Below are 24,168 nucleotides of genomic sequence, written 5' to 3' on the forward strand. Positions count from 1 at the left end.
GCTCAGGGCGAACGGATCAGGATAGGCCAAACCCCACTTGCCCCGCCCCCGCGCCCTGCCTATCGTCGCGCGCATGATCCGTTCGTTCTTGTTCGCCCTCCTCGCTCTCAGTCTCAGTGCCTGCACCACGACCCCGCCCCCGCATCCAGAGGCGCGACCCTTCACCGCCGCGCCGACGCCAGCGACCGAAGTCGATGCCGCCTTCGCCCGCGCGACCGCCGCGAACAAGCGCGTCATCCTGATCTTCGGGCTCGACAATTGCCACGACAGTCGCGGGCTCGCCGGTTGGTTCGACACCACGCGGTTTCAGGCGATGCTTCAGCCGCTTTATGAAATCGTCTGGATCGACGTCGGCGAGGCACGCGACCAAAATGCCGATCTCGCCAAACGCTTTGGGGTTGCGCCAATTGTCGGCACCCCGACCGTGGTGGTCGCCAGCGCCGACGGCACGCCGCTCAACCTGTCCGACGCGGGAAGCTGGCGCAACGCCGCCAGCCGCAGCGAAGAGGATATTTATAACTATTTCGAAAAATGGGGTCACGAATGAAAATACTAACCGCCGCCGCCTGTGCGCTCGCCCTCACCGGCTGCGCCGCCGCTCAATCGCGCGAAGCGCATGTCGCCTCCGCTCCGGCGCAACCTCCAAAACCCTTGTTCGAGCCGACCGAAGTCCGCTCGACCGGTTCGGTCACCGTCGATGGCGTAGCGATACCCTATCAGGCGGTCGCGGGGACGATCATCGTCCACCCCGCAGGCTGGACCGACACCGATACGCTCGACGCGCCCAAGGATGCCGACGACGGGCCAAAGCCCGAAGCGTCGATGTTCTACACCGCCTATTTCAAGGATGGCGCGCCCGCCGCGAACCGCCCGATTACATTTCTGTTCAACGGCGGCCCCGGATCGGCCAGCGTCTGGCTGCACATGGGGGCTTTCGGTCCGGTGCGCGTCGAAACGGTCGACGGCCACCACAATCCCGCCGCGCCTTACAGCGTCATCAACAATGACCAGAGCCTGTTGGACGTGTCCGATCTGGTGTTCATCGACGCCCCCGGCACCGGATTCAGCCGCGTCGCGGGGAAGGATAAGGACAAGGCCTTCTTTGGCGTCGATCAGGACATCCACGCCTTCACCATCTTCATCCGCGATTTTCTGACCAAATACAGCCGCTGGAACTCGCCCAAATATATCTTCGGCGAAAGCTATGGCACGATGCGCGCGGCGGGCATGACGCTGGCGCTGCAAAAACAGGATATCGACCTTAACGGCGTGATCCTGCTCTCCGATATTTTGAACTGGGATCTCATCCCCGATGACCCACAGGTCAATCCGGGGGTCGACATGCCCTATATCGTGTCGCTGCCCACCTATGCCGCGACCGCCTGGTATCACAAACGCGTCGCCAACCGCCCCGCCACACTCAAACCCTTCCTCGCCGAAGTCGAACAATTCGCCACGCATGATTATGCCGTCGCGCTGCTCAAGGGAAACCGGCTCACTGACAAGGAACGTCAGGCGGTTGCGGCCAAGCTGTCGGCCTATACCGGCCTTTCGGTCGCCTATCTGCTCAAGACCAATTTGCGGATCGAATATGGGGCGTTCCAAAAGGAATTGCTCGCCGATCAGGGGCTGACCACCGGCACGCTCGACACGCGCTTTACCGGCGCGGTCATCGATCCGCTGAGCAAGGTTTCAAGCTATGACCCGCAAGGCAGCGCGATCGGCGCGGCCTATACCGCCGCGCTCAACAACTATGTCCGCGACACGCTCCATTATGGCGATGGCAAACATTATGAGGGCGGGCTCAATGTCTATGGCAGCTGGGATTACAAGCATCAGCCCCCCGGAGCCGGTCAGCCGCTCATCGCGCTTCCCAACGTCCTTCCCGATCTGGCGGTCGCAATGAAGCAGAATCCGACGCTGAAGGTGATGGTCAACGGCGGCTATTACGACATCTCGACCCCCTATTTCGCGGGCTGGTACGAGCTGCAGCATCTTCAGGTGCCCGCCGCGTTAGAGGATAATATCAGCTATCATTACTACCCCTCGGGCCACATGATCTATGTCAACATTCCGCAGCTCAAAGCCTTCCGCAGCGACGTCGCAGCCTTCATCCGCTCGACCGATAATGTGGCGGACTGAGAATGCAGGCAAGCGGACCATTAATAAAGCAATTGTGGGTAGCCCCTTATCATTTGTTAACCATTAATTTTTAGGTCGGTCATGCGAGCGATCCCTGTTCGCAAAGGACAATCGCGCATGACCCGAACCGCCAATCTTCGTCGCCAGCATGATGCGGCCCTCGAAATCGTCGAGCAGCTCGCCGCTGACATCGAAATTGCGCAGCCAAATGAGACGCAGCTCTATAAAATAGGCCTCACGCTCGCAAAGCTGACCGGCATCTTGCGCATCCATTTCGCTATCGAGGATCGCACGCTTTATCCTCATATGACCTCTTCTGACCACGCTGAGGCAGCCAACACCGCCGCCGCATTTCAAAAGGAAATGGGCACCCTCAGCGCGACCTATTCGGACTTTGCCGAACGATGGAACAGCCGGACCATTGGCGCCGCCTTCCCCCAATTTTGTTCAGAGGCGCGGTCCATTTTGGCAGCACTCTCAAACCGGATTGAGCGCGAAAACACGATCCTATACCCGCTGGCCGATGCGATCAGCGACGACCAGACGCGCCGGACCGCCTGATCGGGCATCGCGACAAAATACCGCTCCGAAATTAGGGTGCGGCACGTCTTTATAATCACCTGCAACCAACCTGAGGCGCTTTACGAAATTCTCGGCTAAGCATCGGCCATGTCGAGTGATTCGCCCTCCCCTGTCCTCCCCGTCCTGATCGCGACTTTGGGCATCGGCACCTATTCGATGATGGACGTGCTGATGAAGGGGCTGTCGATCGACATCGGTGCCTATAATGCGGTGTTGTGGCGCAATCTCGCCGGATCTATCCTGTGCGGCATCGCCTTTTTTGCCCTGCGCAAAAGCTGGCCCGCGCCGTCGGTGTTGCGCGTCCATGCCGTGCGGTCGGTCATTGTTGCCGGGATGGCGCTGACCTTTTTCTGGGGTCTGGCGCGGCTTCCGATGGCAGAGGCGATTGCGCTCTCCTTCATCGCACCGCTCATCACGCTTTATTTGGCCGCGATCATGCTGGGCGAGCAGATTAGTTCGCGGTCGATCCGCGCCTCGCTGCTCGGACTTGCGGGCATGATCGTCATCATCGGCGGACGCATCGGCGGTGAGGATCACAGCCCCGAGGCGCTGTGGGCCGTGGGCGCCATTTTCCTGTCGGCCCTGCTTTATGCCTATAATCTCATCCTCGCACGGCGACAGGCGCAAATGGCCAAACCGCTGGAGATTGCCTTTTTCCAGAATATGTTTGTCGCGATGGTGATGATGCTCTTTGCCCCCTGGTGGGCCGTCGCCCCCACGCCCGCCAGCAGCCCGGCGCTGTTCGGTGCAGCGGGGCTGGCGGTCATCTCGCTGTTGATGCTCAGCTGGTCCTATGCCCGCGCCGAGGCGCAGATTTTGGTGACGGTCGAATATAGCGCCTTCATCTGGGCCGCGCTGTTCGGCTGGCTGGTTTTTGGCGAGCATGTGACCGTGACGACGCTGACGGGCGCGGCGTTGATCGTCATCGCCTGCCTGATGGTCGCGCGCAAAAAGCCCCGTGCCGTTCCGGTGGAGCCGGCAGCGGCCTGACCCTCCCCTCCCGCAAGCGGGAGGGGGGATCACACAGCCGCGCGCTTCAGCCGGTCGTTGATCGCCTTGCCCAGCCCGTCGGCCGGTATCGCCGCCACCGCAATCCGCGCCTTCGCGCTGGCATCGCCCGCGTGCAGCGCATCAAACAGATGCGCCGCCGCCGCGACCAGGTCGCCCGTCGCGCTCAGTTGATAATCACCCGCCAGCGCGCCAAATCCGATGCCATATTCGTCCGCCGCAAAATCGCCGGCGTTCAGCCGTAAGGGCTTACCCGGCGCATAATGGCTCGCCATCTGTCCCGGCGCGCTGATCGTGTCGCCCTGCCAGACGACCACAGGCACCCCGCTCGCCTCGGCCAGCATCGCGTCGGTCACCGGCCCGGGACGCAGCACTTCGATCCGTCCCGCATTCACCCGCACAATGGTCGATTCCACTCCCGCCGCGCACGGCCCGTCATCGATCACCAGCGCAATCCGGCCGGCAAGGCTGGCCAGCACATGCGCCGCACTCGTCGGGCTGATCCGCCCGCTCGCATTGGCGCTCGGTGCCGCGAGCGGAGCACCGCTGGCCCGCAACAGTGCCTGCATCGCGCGATGCCCCGGCACACGCAGCGCAATCGTATCCAGCCCCGCCGTGGCGATGCTCGCGACCGGACAGTCGGGCGTGCGCGGCACAACCATCGTCAGCGGCCCCGGCCAGAACGCCGCCGCCAGCGTCCGCTCGCCCTCACCCAAAACACCCAGTGTTTCCGCCTCACTCACGTCCGGCACATGCGCAATCAAAGGGTTAAACCCCGGCCTTCCCTTCGCTTCATAAATACGCGCCACAGCTTCGGCGTCACGCGCATCGGCGGCCAGCCCATAGACCGTTTCGGTCGGCACCGCGACCGGCTGTCCCGCCGCGATCAGCGCCGCCGCGCGCGCCACCACGCCCTCGTCATAGCGGAGCACTTCGGTCATCATCGCATCATTTGAGCCACCAGCCATGCCGCGCTATAGCCCCGCGCAACACAGAATCACCAGCAAAGTTGGGAACCCGCATGACCTATACGCCGCCCACGACCGAACAATTGTTCGTCCTCAACCATATCGCGCGGATCGGCGACATGGCGGCGCATGACACATTTGCCGACGCGACCCCCGATATGATCGAGGCGATTGTCACCGGAATCGGCGATTTCGCCGCCGAGGTTTACGCCCCGCTCAATCGCGTCGGCGATACCAACAACCCGATATGGCAGGACGGCAAAGTCACCATGCCGCCGGGGTTCAAAGCCGCGTATAAAGAATTTGTCGACGCGGGCTGGGGCAGCATCGACGGCCCCACCGCTTATGGCGGACAGGGCCTGCCCTTCACGCTGGCATCGGTGATTATCGAGGCGCTGGGCACCGCCGACATGGGCTTCACCCTGTGCAACATCCTGACCCCCGGCGCGATCCACGCGCTGATGGCCTATGGCACCGAGGAACAGCGCCAACGCTGGCTGCCAAATCTGGTGTCGGGCGCCTGGAACGGCACGATGAACCTCACCGAATCCAGCGCGGGCAGCGATGTCGGCGCGCTCCGCTCGACCGCCGAACCGGTGACGAGCGGCGACCATGCAGGTCTCTATAAGATCAAGGGCCAGAAAATCTTCATCACCTTTGGCGAGCATGACCTGACCGACAATATCATCCATCTCGTTCTCGCCCGCACCCCAGGTGCACCCGAAGGAACGCGCGGTATCTCTTTGTTTGTCGTGCCCAAATATCGCCTCGACCGCGACGGCAACCCGACGATCAGCAACGGCGTCCAATGCGTATCGATCGAACATAAGCTCGGCATCCACGCCTCGCCGACCTGCGTCATGGCCTATGGCGAGGGCGAGGATTGCCTCGGCGAAATCGTTGGCGCTGAAATGGGCGGAATGCGCGCGATGTTCGTGATGATGAACAATGCGCGGCTGATGGTCGGCTGTCAGGGCGTCCAGATCGCCGAACGCGCCACCCAGCAAGCGCAACGCTTCGCCGCCGAGCGTGTCCAGTCGGCGCTGGCGGGCAGCGCCGACCGCACCCCCGTCACCATCGATCAGCACCCCGACGTCAAACGCATGCTCTGGCACATGCGCGCCCAAACCGAAGCCGCGCGCGCGCTCATCTATTACGCCTCGGCGCAGGTTGATTTCGGAAAGCTCGGCGACGAGGCTGCCGCTTTGCGCGCCGAAGTCCTGATCCCGCTCGCCAAGGCGCATTGCACTGACATCGGCTGCGAAGTCGCCAGCATCGGCATTCAGGTGCATGGCGGGATGGGCTTTATCGAGGAAACCGGCGCCGCCCAGCATTATCGCGACGCGCGCATCGCCCCGATTTACGAAGGCACCAACGGCATTCAGGCCGCCGATCTGGTCGGGCGCAAACTCGGCATGGCGGGCGGCGACGGCGTGCGCAGCCTGCTCGACGACATCGCACGAGGGGCCGACGGCTTTCCCGAGCTGACACGACTGGCAGAGGCGGTCCGCATCGTCACCGACACGCTGGAAAAGGCCGACACGCCCGACCGGCTGGCGGGCAGCTATCCTTATTTAACAATGCTTTCGACGGCAACTTGCGGCTGGTTAATGGCGATCGAGCATCGCGCGGCACAAACGGCACTCGACAGCGGTGAAGGCGACCAAGCCTTTCTAAAAGCCAAACGCGCCTCAACGCGCTTCTACCTCGATCAAATCGTCCCCGCAGCGACCGGCCTCGCCGCCGCGGCCATGGCAGGCGACGACGCGCTCCAGCCGCTTCCGGCGATGGCCTGAAACCGTTGGAATAGGCGACATTCGAGACTGTCGAACAATCATCGTTAACGCAATGATAACCATAGAAGCCTAGGCCAATCCGGCAACAACCGGAGACGTGTGTGCCTAAGCTGCGTAGCAACATGATGATAAGCTGGCGGGCTTTCGGTCTGTCACTGCTGTTATGCAGCATCATCGGCTTTGCATCGATTGGTGAGCCGGTCGATCGCGTCTTCGACTCTGCGGTCGGTCGCTTCGCCTATCGGCCCGTTTCAAACGACATCGTTGTGGTAGCGCTTGATGACCGTACAATAAATCAATCTGCCAACGCCGATTTTTCGGCTCTCCAATATGCCAAGGTCATTAATGCGATCGACAAGGCCGGCGCAAAGCGCCTGTTCATCGATTTCTATTTTGATCGGCTTTATACGAGTCCCCAGTTTCCAAATCTGGCGACCGCCATCAAAAAGATGAAGAATCGTGTGGTTCTTGCTGTGCCAACGCAGTCAATACCAAACACGAATCGCACGACATCAGTATTTCCCAGCACTGCTTTCGGTCAGGAAGCCAAGATAGCCAGCATCGCTTGGGATTATGAATTCTGGCAAGTGTGGAGCGTCCCGATTGCGTACCGGGCTAATGGCAAATTGTTGCCAAGCTTTTCGGCCTTGCTCGCCAACAAACGCGCGGATCATCCCGAAACTTATCGGCTCGATTTCAGTTACGACACCAATACAATTACACAGTATAGCGTCAGCGACGTCATGTCTGGGAAAGTCAGTGCCCAACAGCTTGCTGGAAAAGATGTAATCTTCGCCCCGACTGCGTCCATATTTCAGGATGCCCATTATTTGCCGGGTCACAACAAGGTGCCGGGCGCGTTCATTCACTTGATCGGGGCGGAAACTCTGAAACGAGGGAATCCTGTCAACCTCGGCTGGCTTCCCTCTTTGTCGCTCACAATCCTGTTCGTTATGGCATGGATGCTTACCAAAACTAGTCGCTGGTTCGGTGCCACAGCTGCCGTAGTGGTGCTATTCTCGGTCGTCGCCAAAATTCTGATGAGCACAATGTTGGTGACCATATCAGTTGGCACGAGCGTAATATTCCTAGCCACCATTGGCATCATTGTAGCGCGTAATCGCCGCCGTGTTTCAGCGCAGCGCGAAAACCCCGTTTCAGGTTTGCCCAATTTCGAAGCCATGCGGTCTGAACTGCCCTTCGGCAGTCATACGGTTATCGGCGCAAAACTGGTCAATTTCGAAGATCTCGCCGCTTTCTTGCCCGGCGCAGGAAGTCAGCTATTGATCGAACAGGTGAGCCGCCGCCTCCAGTTGGTGTCGGGCGGGACACAGCTATACCATGACCTTGATGGCACTTTTTCTTGGCTGGTTCCCTATTATCAACATAGCCAGATCGAAAACCAGTTGGCTGGGCTGGCAGCGCTGTTCAATGCCCCACTCACGATCGGAGAGTTGCGCGTGGATGTCGCCATTGCTTTTGGCATCAACGACGAATTCGAAGGGTCCAATGCCCAGCGGCTCGCCGCTGCGCTGGTGGCGGCCGAAAAATCGATCCGCAACCGCTCTCTGTGGACAAAATATGCCCCGCGTCAAAAAGCGGATGCGGGTTGGCAACTTAGCTTTCACTCGCAGCTTGAGGATGCGATGGCAGGCGGGGACATTTGGGTCGCCTATCAACCGCAATATGATTTGGAAACGCAAACGATGGTCGGCGTCGAAGCTCTCGCGCGCTGGACCCACCCCGATCGCGGTTCTATTTCGCCCGACGAATTTATTACCCAAGCCGAAAAGAGCCAGGACATTTACCGCCTGACATTATTCGTCATGGATCAGGCAATCCATTCGGCGGCGCAACTTCATGCCCTCGGCCAACCCATCCATATGTCGGTCAATATGTCGGCCACTCTGCTTGACCACGCTGATCTGGTCGGAACTATTCGTGTCATGCTGACCGCGCATCACTTGCCACCAGAAATGTTAACGATTGAAGTGACCGAAACCGCGCAGATCGAAAACAGCGCACAGGCCCGAAAAACGCTGGCTCAGCTTCGTCGCGCAGGCATGCGCCTTTCGATTGATGATTATGGGACCGGCCAGTCAAACCTCGAATATCTCACCGAAATTGAGGCGGATGAAATCAAGATCGACAAGCGATTCGTAATGACCATGCGCGATTCGCCGCGAAACTTAGAAGTGGTCAAATCAACCATCGATTTGGCGCACAAACTTGACGCAGTCGCTGTCGCAGAAGGCATCGAAGACGCCGCCACCATGGCCCTACTCAATCGCCTTGGATGCGACATAGGGCAAGGCTACCATCTTGGTAAACCACAGTTATTTTCCGAACTAACAGCCAAGCTTGACGGGACGCTCTCCGAAAAATCCGCCTAAACGTTAACCTTTGAAGTTAATTCTTGGTTTACCTTATCAATTAAGGTATATGCCGCGTTAACTGCTGTTTTTTTCGCAGTGACAGAGGGAGATAACTCATGGGTTGGTTTTGGAGCTTTCTTGGCGGTGCCGGTACCGGAAGCGGTGGCGGTCGAGCTTAAATTAGCGAAAATATTCAAAAAGGGCCTCGGCATTGCCGGGGCCTTTTCTTTTGTGCGAGCACGGTTCCGCCCTCCGTTTCACCCATGTCATAAACACTGCCTCCACGGGTATCAGCGGCGGCCTTTCATCCGGCCACGACCTGTGCGTCGCGGCCCGACGCACAACGGCCTCCAAATGGACAGGCCCGCCGACAAAAAAATTTCTGGCGCGACTGATACGCAACACCCATTTTAGCCACATCGCGCTCTATCCCGCAGGATCGCTGGCCTTAGCGCCAATCGCCCAACATGGGACGCGGCGAGACGAATCAGAATAGCGACGAACCGAGTCCTTAAAATGTCATTTACCCTCTTGCGTCGCTGGCGCGACGTGGCACTATGGGTTGTGGGTCGACCGAGGGGGAAGCCCAAGAAATAGTATTTGACCGTAAACTGCGGAATCCCGTTGCTCATCCTGTCGATGCGCGGGCGGACCCTTTTTGCGCTCGAAAATAGAGTCCCCTCAGGGACCAGAAAACTGCTAGGCTGGGGTTTCGCCCCGAGTCGAACAAGACAGGAACAGATGCGCAGCGCGCGTCAGGACAAAACGGGGAAGAGATAATGGATTTTCGCGAGACGGACCGGGTGGAGAATAGCGACGTGGCGACGGCAGAATTGGACAAGACAGAGGCATCGCCCGAGGCGACTCAAGAGACGCTAAGCGTGCGCGAACCGGAGCCTGCCGAAACGCCCGCGATCAAACTCAACGAAGACGCCGGCGACCCCAAGGTCCACACGCGCCGCTTCACCATCGTCACCGACTCCAGTCGCGATGCCCTGCTCACCGATTTCGGCAAGGAAACGCTGCAGGACCGCTATCTGCTCCCCGGCGAATCCTATCAGGATCTGTTCGCGCGAGTCGCGTCGGCCTATGCCGATGATCAGGATCATGCCCAGCGGCTCTATGATTATATCTCGAAGCTGTGGTTCATGCCCGCAACGCCAGTGCTCTCGAACGGCGGCACCGGACGCGGCCTGCCGATCAGCTGCTACCTCAACTCGGTCGACGACAGCCTTGAGGGCATTGTCGGCACGTGGAACGAGAATGTGTGGCTCGCCAGCCGTGGTGGCGGCATCGGCACCTATTGGGGCGCGGTACGCGGCATCGGCGAACCCGTCGGCCTGAACGGCAAGACCAGCGGCATCATTCCCTTTGTCCGCGTGATGGACAGCCTCACCCTCGCGATTTCGCAAGGCTCGCTGCGGCGCGGTTCGGCCGCCTGCTATCTCGACGTCAACCACCCCGAAATCGAGGAGTTCCTCGAGGTTCGCAAGCCGTCGGGCGATTTCAACCGCAAGGCGCTCAACCTCCACCACGGCGTCCTGATCACCGACGAATTCATGGAAGCTGTCCGCGACGGCGCTGATTTCGACCTCAAGAGCCCCAAGGACCAGAGCGTCCGCGGCACCGTCAATGCGCGCGCCTTGTTCCAGAAGATCGTCGAAACGCGCCTCGCGACCGGCGAGCCCTACATCATCTTCATCGATCAGGTGAACCGCATGATGCCCAAGCATCACCGCGACCTGGGGCTGAAGGTTTCGACCTCGAACCTGTGCAGCGAAATCACGCTGCCGACGGGCCGCGACCATCTGGGCAATGATCGCACTGCGGTCTGCTGCCTCTCCAGCCTCAACCTCGAAACCTGGGACGAGTGGAACGGCGACAAGATGTTCATCGAGGATGTCATGCGGATGCTCGACAACGTCCTGCAGGATTATATCGACCGCGCCCCGCCCGAAATGGCCCGCGCCAAATATTCGGCCAGCCGCGAACGCTCGGTCGGGCTGGGCGTCATGGGCTTCCACAGCTTCCTCCAGGCCCGCGGCCTGCCGTTCGAGGGCGCGATGGCGAAATCGTCGAACCTGCGCGTTTTCAAACATATCCGCGCACAGGTCGATCAGGCCTCGATGCTGCTCGCCAACGAACGCGGCCCCTGCCCCGACGCCGCCGATCAGGGCGTGATGGAACGGTTCAGCTGCAAGATGGCGATCGCGCCCACCGCGTCGATCAGCATCATCTGCGGCGGCACCAGCGCGTGCATCGAACCGGTGCCCGCGAACATCTATACGCACAAGACGCTGTCGGGCAGCTTTGTGGTCAAGAACCCGCATCTGGAATCGCTGCTGGTCGACAAGGCCAAGAACAGCGACAGCATCTGGAACTCGATTCTCGAACGCGGCGGCAGCGTCCAGCACCTCGACTTCCTGACGCAGGATGAAAAGGATTGCTTCAAGACCAGCTTTGAAATCGATCAACGCTGGCTGCTCGAACTCAGCGCCGACCGTACGCCCTATATTGATCAGGCGCAGTCGCTCAATCTCTTCATCCCCGCCGATGTCGAGAAGTGGGACCTGCTCATGCTCCACTATCGCGCGTGGGAACTCGGCATCAAATCGCTCTATTATCTGCGGTCGAAATCGGTGCAGCGCGCGGGCTTTGCCGGCGGGGTCGAGGCCGACAACACCGCCGAGCTGGCGAAATATGAATTGCCGTCCACCGATTATGACGAATGTCTGGCCTGCCAGTAAAGCCCGCGCCAGCCTTAAGCAAAACCACGACTATTTAACCCGAGGATCGACCCATGTCCCTGACAGAATCCCGCAAAACCTATAAGCCCTTTGAATATCCGTGGGCGTTTGATTTCTGGAAGCGGCAGCAACAAATCCATTGGGTTCCCGAAGAAGTGCCGCTGGGCGAGGATTGCCGTGATTGGGCGCAAAAGCTGTCCGACCATGAACGCAATCTGCTGACCCAGATTTTCCGCTTCTTCACCCAGGCCGATATCGAGGTGCAGGATTGCTACCACGACAAATATGGCCGCGTGTTCAAACCGACCGAGGTCAAGATGATGCTGACCGCGTTCAGCAACATGGAAACGGTGCACATCGCCGCTTATTCGCACCTGCTCGACACCATCGGGATGCCCGAAAGCGAATATGGCATGTTCCTCGAATATGACGAGATGCGCGCCAAGCATGATTATCTTGGCACCTTTGGCGTCGACAGCGACGAGGATATTGCGCGCACCCTCGCCATGTTCGGCGGCTTCACCGAAGGGCTGCAACTCTTCGCCAGCTTTGCCATGCTGATGAACTTCCCGCGCTTCAACAAGATGAAGGGGATGGGCCAGATCATCAGTTGGTCGATCCGCGACGAAAGCCTGCATTGCGAAGGCATTATCAAGCTGTTCCACGCTTTCTGCGCCGAACGCGGCTGCCTGACCAAGGCGGTAAAGGAAGACATCATCGATTGCTGTCAGAAAACGGTGCGGCTCGAGGATGCGTTCATCGACCTTGCGTTCGAACAAGGCCCCGTCCCCGGCATGACGCCCAAGGAGATCAAGCGCTACATCCGCTACATCGCCGACTGGCGGCTGGGCCAGTTGGGGTTCCAGCCGATCTATATGATCGACGAACATCCCCTGCCGTGGCTCGCCCCGCTGCTCAACGGTGTCGAGCACGCCAACTTCTTTGAAACCCGCGCCACCGAATATTCAAAGGGCGCGACGCGCGGCGACTGGAACACCGTCTGGTCCAGCTTTGACAACCGCAAGAAAAAAAGCATCGAAGAAGTCGTCACCAACGACACCGACGGCGACGACATGTTCAAACAAGCCGGCGTAGCCGCAGAATAATCCCGCAAAAAAAGCCCCTCCCCTTCAGGGGAGGGGTTGGGGGTGGGGGCCAGCGACCGTAAACCAACGTCCGCGCTACCGCCCCAAACCAAACCCCACAAAGCGACCCCGAAGCCCCCGCCGCCAAAATCAAAAAAGGCCCCAGCGCATGAGTGACAAGAAACCCAAACTCCTGATCCTCAGCCAGCCCCAGCGCGCCTGTCTGGAAGGCCTGTCCAACCGCCGCCCCCAACTCCCCACCGACCCCTTGCGCGACGAACTCATCGCGCTGAATCTGGTCGCGGAAAAGGACGGCAAATACACACTAACCGCGCAGGGCAAAAAAGTGCTGTCGGCGGGATCGAACCGCAGGAATGCGGGCGGTTTTTCGGTTTAAGGGGCGAATTGACAATCAAATAGCGCACGCGTGATATGATACGAAATTGCGCACCTCATGGTATGGTAGACTATTGCAAAATTCTACCTCACCTGCTAGGCGGAGCCGCCTAGATGGAACGAAATGAGAACACGAGGTTGCCAGCATGGACAATAGGGTTGTAGCAACTCGTCTCGTCCTACGAGAGCTTAAGTTTCAAGGAGCAGTAGATTCTATAACTGATAGAATTGAAGCGCAAAAATTAATTTTTCTAGCGCAACAACTCGGCGTTGGTTTAGGCTATTCCTACAGCTGGTATGTAAAAGGTCCTTACTCACCAAGCTTAACAAAGGCTTATTATTCTGCGGATTGGGGCATAGAAAACGACGTTCTGAATTCTTTTAAACTAACACCGTCTTCAAAGGCGGCGATTGACCGAATAAATCATGTCTTGGAGAGCCGGCCTGTCACATTGCCCTCATGGCAATGGGCAGAAATCTTAGCATCAATGCTGTACTTGAGAAAAGTGACGGGCTTAGAAGACGAAGGTGCGCGACAACGTATAAATGATCAGAAACCTCATTTGATGAATTATTTTGATAGTGCAAGAGACGTATTAAATAGCGCTCACATGCTCTAGAGAAAGTTTATCAAGTGAAAGGTTACAATGATAAAACTATTACTGATCCGTTGTATGGCAATCTCGGCCTCAGTAAAATAGAAGCAAAAATTGTTTCTTCACCAGTTTTTCAGCGACTACATAATGTCCGACAACTCGGTCTAGCACATCTCGTTTTCCCCAGTGCAGGCTATTCACGCTTTGCCCATTCCGTAGGAGCCTGTCACAACGCAGGGCGGCTATACCATGCGATCTGCGACAACTCCTCCAAATCTTTTGACAGCGATGAATATCAAGCCCTCCGATTAGCAGGTCTTCTACATGACGTTGGCCACTATCCTTTTTCTCATGCCACTGAAGAGGCCATCGGATCGTTCTACGTTGAGGATTCCGTCATTGAAATTCCTAAACCTACAACCCTTCTCAGCTCTACAGAAAACAGAATCGATCGATCTGGTGGATTCTTCGAGCACGAAGATGTTGGAGAACAAATACTTTTGAACGACCCTCAAATTTCTAAAATACTTGCGAAATTCGGGTACCCAAAATCTGATTTGTCAAAAACATTTGAAAAAAATGGTGAAAATAAGCTAATAGGCATAATAAGTTCTGAACTAGATTGCGACCGTCTAGACTATCTTGTTCGAACTTCTAAAATAAGTGGATCCCCATATGGAACTGTTGATTCAGACTTTATTATTAGTAGGGCAACCATAGATTCTGAAGGAATATTCTGTTTCGATGGAAAAGCATCTTCTGCTATAGATCATTTAATTATATCAAGATATTTCGACTATATGCAAATGGTTTACCATAAAACTGTTTCTGCTTTAGAATGGAGTCTTAAACAGTGTGTTGAAGCCTTACTTGTTGAAGGATTAGATAAATTTGATAAGTCCTCCATTGTAAAAATGATAAATGATGGATCATGGCAATATTTAGATGATTCTAGATTACTTGAGAAATTTAAAAAATTAGAAGAGGTTTTTGCTTCTCGTCCTAATGCAGATGTTCTTCATTCTCACATAAAAGCGGTATTAAAGAGAAGGCCGGCTAAGCAGGTATGGTATTGGTCCGAATTCATCGACAAAAATAACGGGAACCCCGAACGAATGCTATCGATTGCACGCGAAGCAACTAAGCGGATCGCCGACAGCAGGGGGTTGGACAGAAATAGGTTCTCAGCTAATTTACTGAAGTTTCCACTTACAAAATCCCTTCCTGTTAGCAATAATACAGATAGAAAAATTGTAGATCTAGTTCAGTCTGTAAACATACTTTACCGTGGAAAGAAAAAATCTAGAGCTTTGGTGGACAATCCCGCTACTATACTTCATTCTCTAGCAGGAAAGGTCCGTGCGATTGTTAATGTATTCTACCTTCCTATGGATGGGGAACTGATTGATGTGAGGGATGAGATTCGTAGACAGATGGTGTCCGAGTGCGGTGCGATCTGAGAAAATACTTAAGACGAGGATTGGTTTAAGTTCAGAAATCACGGTGATAGGCGCAATAAAACCCCATAAAAGTCACGCCACTTTAATCCCCCCTCAATTCACCGTCACCGCTCCCGTAAACCCCCGCACCCCTGCCACCGCGAACTTCACCCCGCCGACCACCGCCGTTGGCGTGTCCTCCAACAGATAAAGCTTCACCAGCTCCCTCGTGACCTCGCTATCATCCTCGACCACCAGCCGGATCGACCAGATGCCCAGTTCGCTGCGCGCGATAATCACGTCGCGGATCGCGGCGAGCGGCCATGATGTGTCGCGTCCGCAATACAGCCGCGTGCCGTCGTGCGCGATATAGCTGGTCCGCATACGCCACGTCCGGTGGAAATCGACCAAGATATAGGCCGTGGCCGCGATCAGCCCGGTCAGCACCAGATTGCTGAACAACAAATTGGCGACAACCTCCCCGACGCTATAGCCGCGCGCCTGTCGCCCGATCAGCCCGACCAGCAAAACCACGCACAGCAACTGCCCGACCAGCAACGGCTTTGACCTCAGCCGGCCGATCACGACAATATGGCGGTTCCAATGCTTCATCGCCGCGCATGATAGCAGCGCCGCCGTGCATCGCCAGCCCGCGACGCAGGCCATGCCCCGATCATTCAGGGCTGTCCTACATTATCGCGCTATGCTTCACCCTTGCCGATGACCAAATCACCATCCCCTTCGCCCGCAACCCGCGCCCTGCACCCGACGTCGCCAAAACCGGCTGAGGGGTCAAACAGAGGGGGTACCTAGTGTGACCTTTGTGACCTTTCGAATATAATATCGCGCTCGCCCTTGCACTTGTCGCGCCCGACTGTATGAGTCCGACAATACACTAGGGGAGAGAATTTATGTCGATTACCGCCGCCGTCCTGTCCGTCCTGCTCGCCTCGTCGGCGCCTTCCGCGACGGCTCCGATGCCCATTCCGACGGGCGACGACCTGAAGCACCGCATCGAACTGCGCGACGCACAGCTGTTCTATGGCGCGTTTGAAAAATGCGATCCGACGGTGTTTGAAAAGATCATGATGCCCGATTTCCGCATGGTGCATGACAAGGACGGGCTGTTCGCGACCAGCCGGGACAAGATGGTCAATGACTCGCGCCGCGAATGTGCGGCGCGCGCGCCCGGCGGCTCGCACGAGGGCTATCGCAACCGGCGTGAGATTGTTCCCGGGTCGCGGATCATCCGTCCGATGGGCGACTGGGGCGCGCTCGAGGAGGCGTCGCACGTCTTTTACGAATGGAATCACAAAGAATCGCACTGGGACCTTGTCGGCGGCGCGCGCTATATGAACCTGTGGCAGTGGGTGCCCGCCGAAGACCATTTCCGCATGTTGGAAAGCCTGAGCTATGACCATGGCCAGACCCTGCCCTACCCCCCTCCGCCGATCGACGACACCCCGTCCGCCGAATAGGCGGGGCCGCAGGGGATGGTGAGGCTGGGCTGTGGTGCTGCTGGGGGCGCAATGCCACAAACACGCAAACACGTGCCATATTGACACGATGCGCCTTCGCTCCGACAAAGCCCCCTTCCGGGGGGAGAGACTTCATGAAATTTACGCCATTCAGCACCAGACTGGTCGCCGTCACCGCTTTGCTCACGCTGACGGCTTGCGGCGGGGCGGGCGCGGCCGATACGGCCAAGATCACAGAAGCGGTCAAGGCCAATGCAGAGGGCGTGGCCGCCGCCTATAACGCGCACGACGCCGCCAAGGCGGCCTCCTATGACGCGCCCGATTATCTCGGCCTGTTCCACGGCACCGATCCGGTGTCGGGAATGGCCGCCGACGAAGCCGAAATGAAGCTGCAGATGGAAGATCCGGCGGTGAACTGGACGCTCAGCGACGGCAGCGTCACCGTCTCACAGGCCGGCGACATGGCCGTCTATCAGGCCGCCTATGTCTTCACCTATACCGACCCCGACACCAAAAAGCCCGCAACAGAGCGCGGCAACTGGGTCGCGATTTTCAAGAAACAGGACGATGGCTCGATGAAGCTGTGGCGCAGTCTGGGCATCGACACACCCGCAAACAAATAACAGGATAGCTTGCCAATGAAGACAACCCGCCTCCTCGTGCCGCTTGCGCTCCTGCTCGGCTGCGCCTTGCCCGCTCTGGCCAAAGAGGCCGCAGCGCCCGACCCGATGGCGGCCTTTCACCCCGGCTCGCTCATCCCCGCCTATGGAAAGGTCACCACCGTTGCCGACGCCGACGTAAAACCCGCTGCCGATACCGAATTTCACGTCGCATTTGACGTATCGACGGGGAAAGAGTCGACGCTCAACCGCACCCTCGAAGGCGCCGCGCGATTCCTCAACATGCACGCAGAGGTCGGCGTTCCGGCCGAGCATCAGCATCTGGCCATCGTTGTGCACGGCCCGGCCATTTTCGATGTCAGTAGCGCGGCAGCCTATGCCCGCAAATATCCGGGATCGACCAACCCCAACGCCGCGCTGGTTGCGGCATTAAAGGGTCAAGGCGTGCGCATTATCGTTTGCGGACAAAGTGCAGCAGCGCAGGGTGTGGCCAAGGCCGACCTGCTCCCCGGTGTCGAACTCGCGCTGTCGGCGATGACCGCACACGCTTTGCTTCAACAGCAAGGCTATACGCTCAACCCCTTTTAGGCGGCTTCGGCCAAAATCTTGTTCTCGATCACCCGCGCAAACACATCAGCGTCCTGCGCGCCGGGAATCATCATCCGGCCATTCAGGATGAAGGCGGGTACACCGGTAACCTCATTGTCGGCCCAATAGGCCTCTTCGGCGCGGACGATGTCACCAAATTCATTGCCCGCCAGAATCGCGGCGGCGCGTGCGCTGTCCAGCCCGACCGACGCGGCGACATCGACGAGCACATCATGATCGCTGATGTCGCGGTTGTCGGTGAAATGAGCGGCAAACAGCGCCAACTTCAGCTCCGTTTGAATCCCCGTCGGCTCCTGCTGATCGGGGGCTTCCATCGCACCCGCCCAGGTCAACAGCCGATGAGCGTCGAAACTATTGGCCATGCGGAAACCGGGTCCGCGATTAAAAGTGATGCCCAGTCCTTCGCCAATTGCCTTCATCTGACCGCCATTGGCGCGGCTCTGTTCGGCGGTGATGCCATATTTCTGCATGACATGCTCGGTGGCATCCTGCCCCTCGGGCGGCATGTTCGGGTTCAGTTCGAACGGATGCCATTGCACCCGAAAGCGCAACCGGTCGGCAAATTGCTCCATCACCTGTTCAAATTTGCGAAAGCCGATGATGCACCAAGGGCACATGACGTCCGAAACAATATCGACAGAAAGCTGAGGCAATTCGAGGTTGGGCGTGTCTGGATTGGGCATGGGGCGCGTCCTTTCGCACGGCGCGGTTCTATCCCGCTGTTCCCGGACCCTAATCCGACAATAGTATGAAGGCTAGTGTGCCGCCCTAGCTTTTGTCGCGACGGTCGTCGCCCGAACGACGATCCTCTCCGCTTCGGCGCTCCGGCCCTTTATAGTCAGGATCGGCGTTCTTGCGCCGCTCTTCCTTTCGCCGAACGCCGTCGGCACGGTTTCCATTGTCCTTCTGCATCTCTTGGTCCCTACTCTCCGGTGCGACCCGCGCGAGTATGCGCCTCCCACAGTGGAGGAGACCCTATTACCACAAAAATATGGGCCAGTGGTTAAGAAAAAAGCAGAGCTTTAGTTACAGAGTTTCAGATGAATTTGTATCGTTATCTGATATGTTTTTGGCACCCGACAATATCCACCAACCACCAACCATCAACGCGACAGTCAATGCTTCGATAATCATCGCCTGACTGATTGCGCCGGACAAAAGGTCGCCGCTGGCAAGGCCGATAAACCGCGAGATCAAGGCGACGCCATAAAGTGCCGCGGGTACCAGCAAGGCTCGCGTCCAACCCGGAACCAGCGCACCGAGCGCAGCGCCGCCGGCTGCCACCAGAAAGAAGCTGCCGAAATCCGCCCGCACCGTGTTCCGCGCAACTCCGTCAATGGCGATGCCGAAAGTCTCCTGAAACACGGTGGGATCAAAGATACCACGCAAGGCCAGCAAGGCGAAAAAGGCCGCCCACAACAAGATCACGCCGCGTAATACCCAATTGATCATTTTCCTTCTCCCACTTGCGGGCAGCAGGCTGAACTATTGGGTGGAAATGTCAATCGGTGGTCAGATCGGGACGCCCATGGTTTCGTCAATCCAGCCACCACCAAGAACGCGGCTGCTGTCACCCGCGTCATAAAGAACGGCCGCCTGACCCGGCGCGACGCCATATTCGGGTGCGTCAAAGCAAAGCATGTCGCCGTGCAGCCGCGCCGGAACCGGCCGCGCCATGCTGCGGACCTTGGCAAGCACTGGCCTGTCTTCGACATCGGCCAGCCAGTTGGGTTCGGTCAATCGCGCTGCGGTGACCGCAAGCGCGCGGCGCGGGCCGACGATAACCTGCCGGGTCGGTGCATCGATGCGTACAACATATAGGGGCTCGGCCTGCCCACCGATGTCGATACCGCGACGCTGCCCGACGGTATAGTGGATCAGCCCCTTGTGCTGCCCCAACATGGTTCCGTCGATATGAACGATATCGCCCTGATCCTCTGCATCGGGGCGCAGCTTGCGAACTAACGACGCATAATCACCATCGGGCACAAAACAAATGTCCTGACTGTCAGGCTTTCCTGCAACCCCCAGCCCCAGGTCGCGCGCTATGTCGCGCACCACGGACTTTTCCAGCCCGCCCAGCGGAAAGCGCAGAAAGTCGAGCTGATCCTGCGTCGTCGCAAACAGGAAATAGCTCTGGTCGCGCGCCGGATCTATGGCGCGATGCAGTTCGGCCCCCTCGCGCGCCATAATGCGGCGGACATAATGACCGGTCGCCAGACAATCGGCGCCCAGATCCTTGGCGAGCGCAAACAAATCGGTGAACTTCACCCCCATATTACACCGCACGCAGGGAATGGGCGTCCGGCCGGACAAATATTCATCGGCAAACTGGTCAATCACCGTGTCGCGAAAGCGGCTTTCATGGTCATAGATATGATGAGCGAAGCCCAGCCGGTCGGCGACCGCGCGCGCGTCGCTAATATCCTGACCCGCACAGCAGGCCCCCACCCGCTTCGCCTTGGCACCATGATCATAAAGCTGCAGTGTGACACCGATCACTTCGGCACCCGACTGTGCGGCCAGCGCAGCCACCACACTCGAATCAACCCCCCCCGACATGGCGACCATGATTCGCCGCGCGCGCAGCGGAGCGGCGAGCTGAAAATCGATCTGAGCCCGGGTGGCTGCGGATTCCATTAGCATGGTCATGAGCGCGATTTAGGCGTGGTCATGGCAAAATGCCAGCTTTGCCGCGCCTCGCGAGTCACATTCCTGAAAATATTGCCAGAAATTAAGCTTCGCTAACGACCCATGAAGCCCGTCTTTACGTGACCTTAGGCCTGTCTGCCTAGAAGCAGCTTATGCAGTTCGAATCCTCCATGGACCCCAACGCCCTTGGTGCAGATAGTCTGGTCAAACCGGGCTTCGATATCATCATGGCCGTTTCCAGCGCCCGCCAGGCGGCATCGCCGACCGTGCGGCGCGTCCATGAATGGCAGGCCGCCAATGCCAATAGCGCATTGCCCGCCGCCCGTCGCAGTCTTCTTTCTGGTCAGCCCACCAGGTGCCCGACGGCGGCAGGGCTGGCCCGGTTTTACGATCTGTCGGGCGACGTGTCCTACGCAGCGCAAAATATGAACAGCCCGTTTACCAGAGCGTTTCAGCCGATGTTGAAGACCTTGCCCGTACAACCGGATTTGGGGGGCCAACCGGACCGTACCGATGAAGAGAATATGGATTGATTATGATTGAAAACCAGAAAATCAGGCCCGCTCAGGTCATCGGCCCTCTTGGAGAGCCATTGACCGTCGATTCTTTGCCGCCGGCAACGACGACCCGCTGGGTCGTGCGCCGCAAGGCAGAGGTGGTCGCAGCCGTCAACGGCGGATTGCTGACCGTCGACGAAGTATGTGAACGCTATTCTCTAACGCTGGAAGAATTTGCCAGCTGGCAGCGGTCGATCGACCGCAGCGGGATGCCCGGTTTGCGCGTCACGCGGATCCAGCATTATCGCGATCTGTATGAGCGCCAACAGCGTTTCTGATCGCACCAGTTTTGAGTAAATCGCAAAGAGGTCGCTGCCATGCAGCGGCCTCTTTCGTCGTAAAAGGGCAACTGCTCACCGTCGCGTCACCCTTCTGATAGCGGCACTCAGCTTTGGTTCATCTTCGCCCGCTAAGTGGGTAAATAGTCAGATTTTATCTGAGAAATGGTGGCTGTGAATGTGCATCATCCCAAAGCAGGCTGTGCAAAGCGCGCGACATAATATTGCAACCATGCGGGCCTGCCTCGCGTTATCCCCTCGAGTCACGAAGGGAGATACTCATCATGCGTAAAATCTATGTAACACTCGCCGCCGCTTCGGCCCTTGCTCTTACGGCTTGCCAAAGTCCGGCAGCCGACAAGGTTGAAGACAATGCAGAGGCTCAGGCCGACGCCATCGACAATCAGGCCGATGCTATGCCCGATGGTCCGGCCCAGGACGCGATGGAAGATAAGGCCGACCGAGTCGAAGAAATGGGCGAAGAAAAGGCCAACGCCATGGACGACAATGGCGAAATCGCCCCGTCTGAAACCGGCGTCGGCGACACACAGACCAAATAAGTCTGCCTCCCCTAAAGGGCAGAACCACGGGCGTCGGAATCGCTTCCGACGCCCGTTTTCATTCTGGATTCCCGCGGCTGTGATCACGGTCACCGCGCGGCAGGTCGCGTGCGGCTAAAGCTTGGATGTGGCCTTGGGGGTTCCGGTTGATGGAGGGTCATAACTGCACCCCCCGTTGTCGATCGGCACTTTCGATGACGGGGGGACCAGTTTCTCAGGTAACGGCTGTGCGCACGGCGAACTGTTCATGCTGCCATTCACCGCTGGCCATGACTTCGACCAAAGCAGCGCCCGCCCGCCATATATCAACATGGCTGAGCGTTAGCGGTGTCAGGCCAAAGCGCAACACGGCTGGATCGCGGAAATCGCCGATGACGCCGCGTGCGATAAGCGCCTGAACAATTTCATAGGCGTGGGCATGATGAAAGCTGATGTGGCTCCCGCGCTGCGTCGGACTAACAGGCGTCACACAATCCAGACCCGCCGCGCCACCCGCCGCCAGCATAATATCAAAAAGCGCCGCCGACTTTGTAGCCACATCATCCATCGCAACCCCGTCCCAAAGATCGACCCCCGCTTCCAAAGCCTGCATCGACAGCATGGGCGGCGTACCTGTCAGCCAGCGTTTCATTCCGTCCGCCGGGGCATAATCATCGGTAAAGGCAAAGGGTGCGGCATGCCCCATCCAGCCGGACAGCGGGTTGCCAAGCCTCTGCTGCCAGCGCTGTGCAACAAACAGGAATGCCGGCGCACCGGGTCCGCCGTTCAGATATTTATAACCGCAACCGACCGCCAGATCGGCGTTCGTCGCGTTCAAATCGACGGCAATGGCCCCGGCGCTATGGCTCAAATCCCACAGCATCAAGGCCCCAGCCGTCTGCGCACGTTGCGTCCAATCGGCCATATCAAAGCGCTCGCCGCTTTTATAATGGACATGGGTCAGCAACAGCAGCGCCGTATCTTCGTCCAGCGCCGCAGCCAATTCCTCACGCGGAACCACGCGCAACTCCGCACCCGACACGCTCGCCACCGCCCCCGCCGCAATGTGAAGATCGGTGGGAAAATTTCCGACTTCGCTGACCACCACGCGCCGCGCCGGATCCCGCCGCAATGCCGCAACGATCAATTTGTAGAGATTGACCGAGGTGGAATCGGCCACGATCACCTCTGTCGCTGCGGCCCCGATCAGCGGCGCAATTTTCGCTCCGATTCGCGCGGGCGCATCGATCCAGCCGTCATTCCACCCGCGCACCAGCCGCTCGCCCCATTGCTGTGTCACCATGTCGGCGCACGCCGTTATGCTCGCCCGGGGCAGCATCCCCAGTGAATTTCCGTCAAGATAGATGATGCCGTCGGGCTGAACGAAACGCGCACGGAAGGGTGCCAGCGGATCGGCAGCATCCAGCGCCTCGGCGTTGACGAGCGTCGTCACGGCTGATCCTGCCTCATCCCCAGCGCCGCCAAAATCGCCGCGCGCTGCTTACCCCAGCTCGCACTCTCCGGCGTGATCAGCTCGACATGACCCTCGGCAGGCGTAGTGATTGTTTCGACTGTCATCCCGCGCTTCGCCATCGCGCGCGCATAAGCCTCGGCATAGGCTGGCGGCGCAATCGGATCGCGGTCGTTGTTGAACAGGATTTCGCGCGCCGTCCCTACCGGCATTTCGGAGGGCGAGGTGTGCGCATATTCGCCGCGCGCCATCGCCGCAGGAGCTTCGGTTCCGCAAGGATGCCCGACACGCTGTTCGCCCGCGCGCAAATCGGGTAGCCCGCCCTCGCTCATCGCAACATCGATGCGGATCGGATGCTTGCCGCGCAGCGCATCACCAGCCGCCAGTTGCGGTCGCCGCGCCAGCCAAAGCGCCAAATGCCCGCCCGCACTATGCCCGATCGCGACACGCGGCCCGCTGGTTTTCAGCCCATAATCGCCGCCATTGGCAGCAAACAGGTCCGCCGCGCGCCCGACATCGTCATATGTCTGCGGATAGCCACCACCGCGGTCGACCCCACGATATTCAACGTTCCACACCCCCACCCCGTGCGCGCGCAGGTCATTGGCGATCCAGTTCATGATATCGCGCTCGGCAATCGCGGTTTGCCAGCAGCCTCCGTGGATCATGATCACCGCCGGATGCAGGCCGTCGCCAACCGGCCGCCACACATCAACCAATTGCAACGGATCATCGCCATAGCGCAGCGTCGCATCAGGCGCTGGCTGTTCGCGCCCCAACAGGTCGCTCCAGCTCATGATCGGCCCTGCCATCTCTTTCCCTTCCGTCTG

25 protein-coding genes are annotated in these 24,168 nt (G+C 58.5%); 17 read left to right on the forward strand and 8 right to left on the reverse strand.

Annotation, left to right across the window (positions count from 1 at the left end):
* The first annotated feature begins 73 nt into the window (after positions 1-73).
* The 4 genes from ACR3XE_RS12320 to ACR3XE_RS12335 all read left to right on the forward strand — a co-directional run bounded on the left by ACR3XE_RS12320 (position 74) and on the right by ACR3XE_RS12335 (position 3,714).
* Positions 74-547, forward strand: coding sequence for a thioredoxin family protein (locus ACR3XE_RS12320; protein ID WP_473699901.1), 474 nt, complete (start codon positions 74-76; stop codon positions 545-547).
* On the forward strand, positions 544-2,142 hold the full coding sequence (locus ACR3XE_RS12325; RefSeq protein WP_473699900.1) for a S10 family peptidase: 1,599 nt from the start codon (positions 544-546) through the stop codon (positions 2,140-2,142). Before ACR3XE_RS12320 ends, ACR3XE_RS12325 begins: the two co-directional genes overlap by 4 nt.
* Before the next feature lie 117 nt (positions 2,143-2,259).
* Positions 2,260-2,703, forward strand: a complete 444-nt coding sequence (locus tag ACR3XE_RS12330; RefSeq protein ID WP_473699899.1) for a hemerythrin domain-containing protein — start codon at positions 2,260-2,262, stop codon at positions 2,701-2,703.
* Positions 2,704-2,811: 108 nt separating this feature from the next.
* Positions 2,812-3,714, forward strand: coding sequence for a DMT family transporter (locus ACR3XE_RS12335; RefSeq protein ID WP_473699898.1), 903 nt, complete (start codon positions 2,812-2,814; stop codon positions 3,712-3,714).
* 29 nt (positions 3,715-3,743) lie between these two features.
* Here the strand turns inward: ACR3XE_RS12335 and ACR3XE_RS12340 are convergent, their stop codons facing one another.
* Positions 3,744-4,700 (reverse strand): L-threonylcarbamoyladenylate synthase, encoded by a 957-nt coding sequence (locus ACR3XE_RS12340; protein WP_473699897.1) that lies wholly within the window; start codon positions 4,698-4,700, stop codon positions 3,744-3,746.
* A gap of 53 nt (positions 4,701-4,753) precedes the next feature.
* On the opposite strand from ACR3XE_RS12340, the gene ACR3XE_RS12345 reads away from it, so the two are divergent.
* The 7 genes from ACR3XE_RS12345 to ACR3XE_RS12375 all read left to right on the forward strand — a co-directional run bounded on the left by ACR3XE_RS12345 (position 4,754) and on the right by ACR3XE_RS12375 (position 15,155).
* Entirely contained in the window at positions 4,754-6,496 is a 1,743-nt protein-coding gene (locus ACR3XE_RS12345; RefSeq protein ID WP_473699896.1) for an acyl-CoA dehydrogenase, read from the forward strand.
* Between the two features lie 122 nt (positions 6,497-6,618).
* The gene (locus ACR3XE_RS12350) at positions 6,619-8,889 is read left to right on the forward strand and encodes an EAL domain-containing protein (protein WP_486185772.1); all 2,271 of its coding nucleotides are present in this window, start codon (positions 6,619-6,621) and stop codon (positions 8,887-8,889) included.
* A gap of 761 nt (positions 8,890-9,650) precedes the next feature.
* Positions 9,651-11,618 carry a ribonucleoside-diphosphate reductase subunit alpha gene (locus tag ACR3XE_RS12355; RefSeq protein ID WP_473699893.1) on the forward strand — a complete coding sequence of 656 codons (1,968 nt, stop codon included), beginning with the start codon at positions 9,651-9,653 and terminating at the stop codon, positions 11,616-11,618.
* Between the two features lie 53 nt (positions 11,619-11,671).
* Positions 11,672-12,724, forward strand: coding sequence for a ribonucleotide-diphosphate reductase subunit beta (locus ACR3XE_RS12360; RefSeq protein WP_486185773.1), 1,053 nt, complete (start codon positions 11,672-11,674; stop codon positions 12,722-12,724).
* Between the two features lie 148 nt (positions 12,725-12,872).
* The gene (locus ACR3XE_RS12365; protein ID WP_473699892.1) at positions 12,873-13,100 is read left to right on the forward strand and encodes a hypothetical protein; all 228 of its coding nucleotides are present in this window, start codon (positions 12,873-12,875) and stop codon (positions 13,098-13,100) included.
* 145 nt (positions 13,101-13,245) lie between these two features.
* Positions 13,246-13,719: a hypothetical protein gene (locus tag ACR3XE_RS12370; RefSeq protein ID WP_486185774.1), complete on the forward strand. Its 474-nt coding sequence runs from the start codon at positions 13,246-13,248 to the stop codon at positions 13,717-13,719.
* 14 nt (positions 13,720-13,733) lie between these two features.
* On the forward strand, positions 13,734-15,155 hold the full coding sequence (locus tag ACR3XE_RS12375) for an HD domain-containing protein (RefSeq protein ID WP_473699891.1): 1,422 nt from the start codon (positions 13,734-13,736) through the stop codon (positions 15,153-15,155).
* Between the two features lie 93 nt (positions 15,156-15,248).
* Here ACR3XE_RS12375 and ACR3XE_RS12380 read toward each other — a convergent pair whose 3' ends face one another.
* Complete coding sequence (locus ACR3XE_RS12380; protein ID WP_473699890.1) at positions 15,249-15,800, reverse strand: hypothetical protein; 552 nt, start codon at positions 15,798-15,800, stop codon at positions 15,249-15,251.
* A gap of 245 nt (positions 15,801-16,045) precedes the next feature.
* Between ACR3XE_RS12380 and ACR3XE_RS12385 the strand changes: the two genes are divergently transcribed.
* The 3 genes from ACR3XE_RS12385 (at position 16,046) to ACR3XE_RS12395 (ending at position 17,820) form a co-directional block, all read left to right on the forward strand.
* Positions 16,046-16,612 (forward strand): DUF4440 domain-containing protein, encoded by a 567-nt coding sequence (locus ACR3XE_RS12385; RefSeq protein ID WP_486185775.1) that lies wholly within the window; start codon positions 16,046-16,048, stop codon positions 16,610-16,612.
* Positions 16,613-16,746: 134 nt separating this feature from the next.
* Positions 16,747-17,235, forward strand: coding sequence for a DUF4440 domain-containing protein (locus ACR3XE_RS12390; RefSeq protein ID WP_473699888.1), 489 nt, complete (start codon positions 16,747-16,749; stop codon positions 17,233-17,235).
* Between the two features lie 15 nt (positions 17,236-17,250).
* A complete protein-coding gene (locus tag ACR3XE_RS12395; RefSeq protein ID WP_473699887.1) occupies positions 17,251-17,820 on the forward strand; it encodes a DsrE family protein in 570 nt (189 codons plus the stop codon).
* On the opposite strand, the gene ACR3XE_RS12400 is transcribed toward ACR3XE_RS12395, so the two are convergent.
* The 4 genes from ACR3XE_RS12400 to mnmA form a co-directional block, all read right to left on the reverse strand.
* Complete coding sequence (locus ACR3XE_RS12400; protein WP_473699886.1) at positions 17,817-18,524, reverse strand: DsbA family oxidoreductase; 708 nt, start codon at positions 18,522-18,524, stop codon at positions 17,817-17,819. The genes ACR3XE_RS12395 and ACR3XE_RS12400 overlap by 4 nt on opposite strands.
* 85 nt (positions 18,525-18,609) lie before the next feature.
* Complete coding sequence (locus ACR3XE_RS12405) at positions 18,610-18,753, reverse strand: hypothetical protein (RefSeq protein ID WP_473699885.1); 144 nt, start codon at positions 18,751-18,753, stop codon at positions 18,610-18,612.
* A gap of 114 nt (positions 18,754-18,867) precedes the next feature.
* Complete coding sequence (locus ACR3XE_RS12410; protein WP_473699884.1) at positions 18,868-19,293, reverse strand: hypothetical protein; 426 nt, start codon at positions 19,291-19,293, stop codon at positions 18,868-18,870.
* A 60-nt stretch (positions 19,294-19,353) separates the two neighbouring features.
* A complete protein-coding gene (gene mnmA / locus ACR3XE_RS12415; RefSeq protein WP_486186026.1) occupies positions 19,354-20,487 on the reverse strand; it encodes a tRNA 2-thiouridine(34) synthase MnmA in 1,134 nt (377 codons plus the stop codon).
* A gap of 158 nt (positions 20,488-20,645) precedes the next feature.
* On the opposite strand from mnmA, the gene ACR3XE_RS12420 reads away from it, so the two are divergent.
* From ACR3XE_RS12420 to ACR3XE_RS12430, 3 genes are all read left to right on the forward strand, one after another.
* On the forward strand, positions 20,646-21,026 hold the full coding sequence (locus ACR3XE_RS12420) for a hypothetical protein (protein ID WP_473699883.1): 381 nt from the start codon (positions 20,646-20,648) through the stop codon (positions 21,024-21,026).
* Positions 21,027-21,028: 2 nt separating this feature from the next.
* On the forward strand, positions 21,029-21,328 hold the full coding sequence (gene sciP, locus ACR3XE_RS12425) for a CtrA inhibitor SciP (RefSeq protein ID WP_473700295.1): 300 nt from the start codon (positions 21,029-21,031) through the stop codon (positions 21,326-21,328).
* A 284-nt stretch (positions 21,329-21,612) separates the two neighbouring features.
* Positions 21,613-21,888, forward strand: coding sequence for a hypothetical protein (locus ACR3XE_RS12430; RefSeq protein ID WP_473699882.1), 276 nt, complete (start codon positions 21,613-21,615; stop codon positions 21,886-21,888).
* Positions 21,889-22,102: 214 nt separating this feature from the next.
* Here the strand turns inward: ACR3XE_RS12430 and kynU are convergent, their stop codons facing one another.
* Both kynU and ACR3XE_RS12440 read right to left on the reverse strand, forming a co-directional pair.
* Positions 22,103-23,320 (reverse strand): kynureninase, encoded by a 1,218-nt coding sequence (gene kynU, locus ACR3XE_RS12435; protein ID WP_473699881.1) that lies wholly within the window; start codon positions 23,318-23,320, stop codon positions 22,103-22,105.
* Positions 23,317-24,150: an alpha/beta hydrolase gene (locus ACR3XE_RS12440; protein WP_473699880.1), complete on the reverse strand. Its 834-nt coding sequence runs from the start codon at positions 24,148-24,150 to the stop codon at positions 23,317-23,319. Before ACR3XE_RS12440 ends, kynU begins: the two co-directional genes overlap by 4 nt.
* Between the last annotated feature and the right edge of the window lie 18 nt (positions 24,151-24,168).

The sequence above is a fragment of the Sphingopyxis sp. 10G20-10 genome, assembly GCF_057365075.1.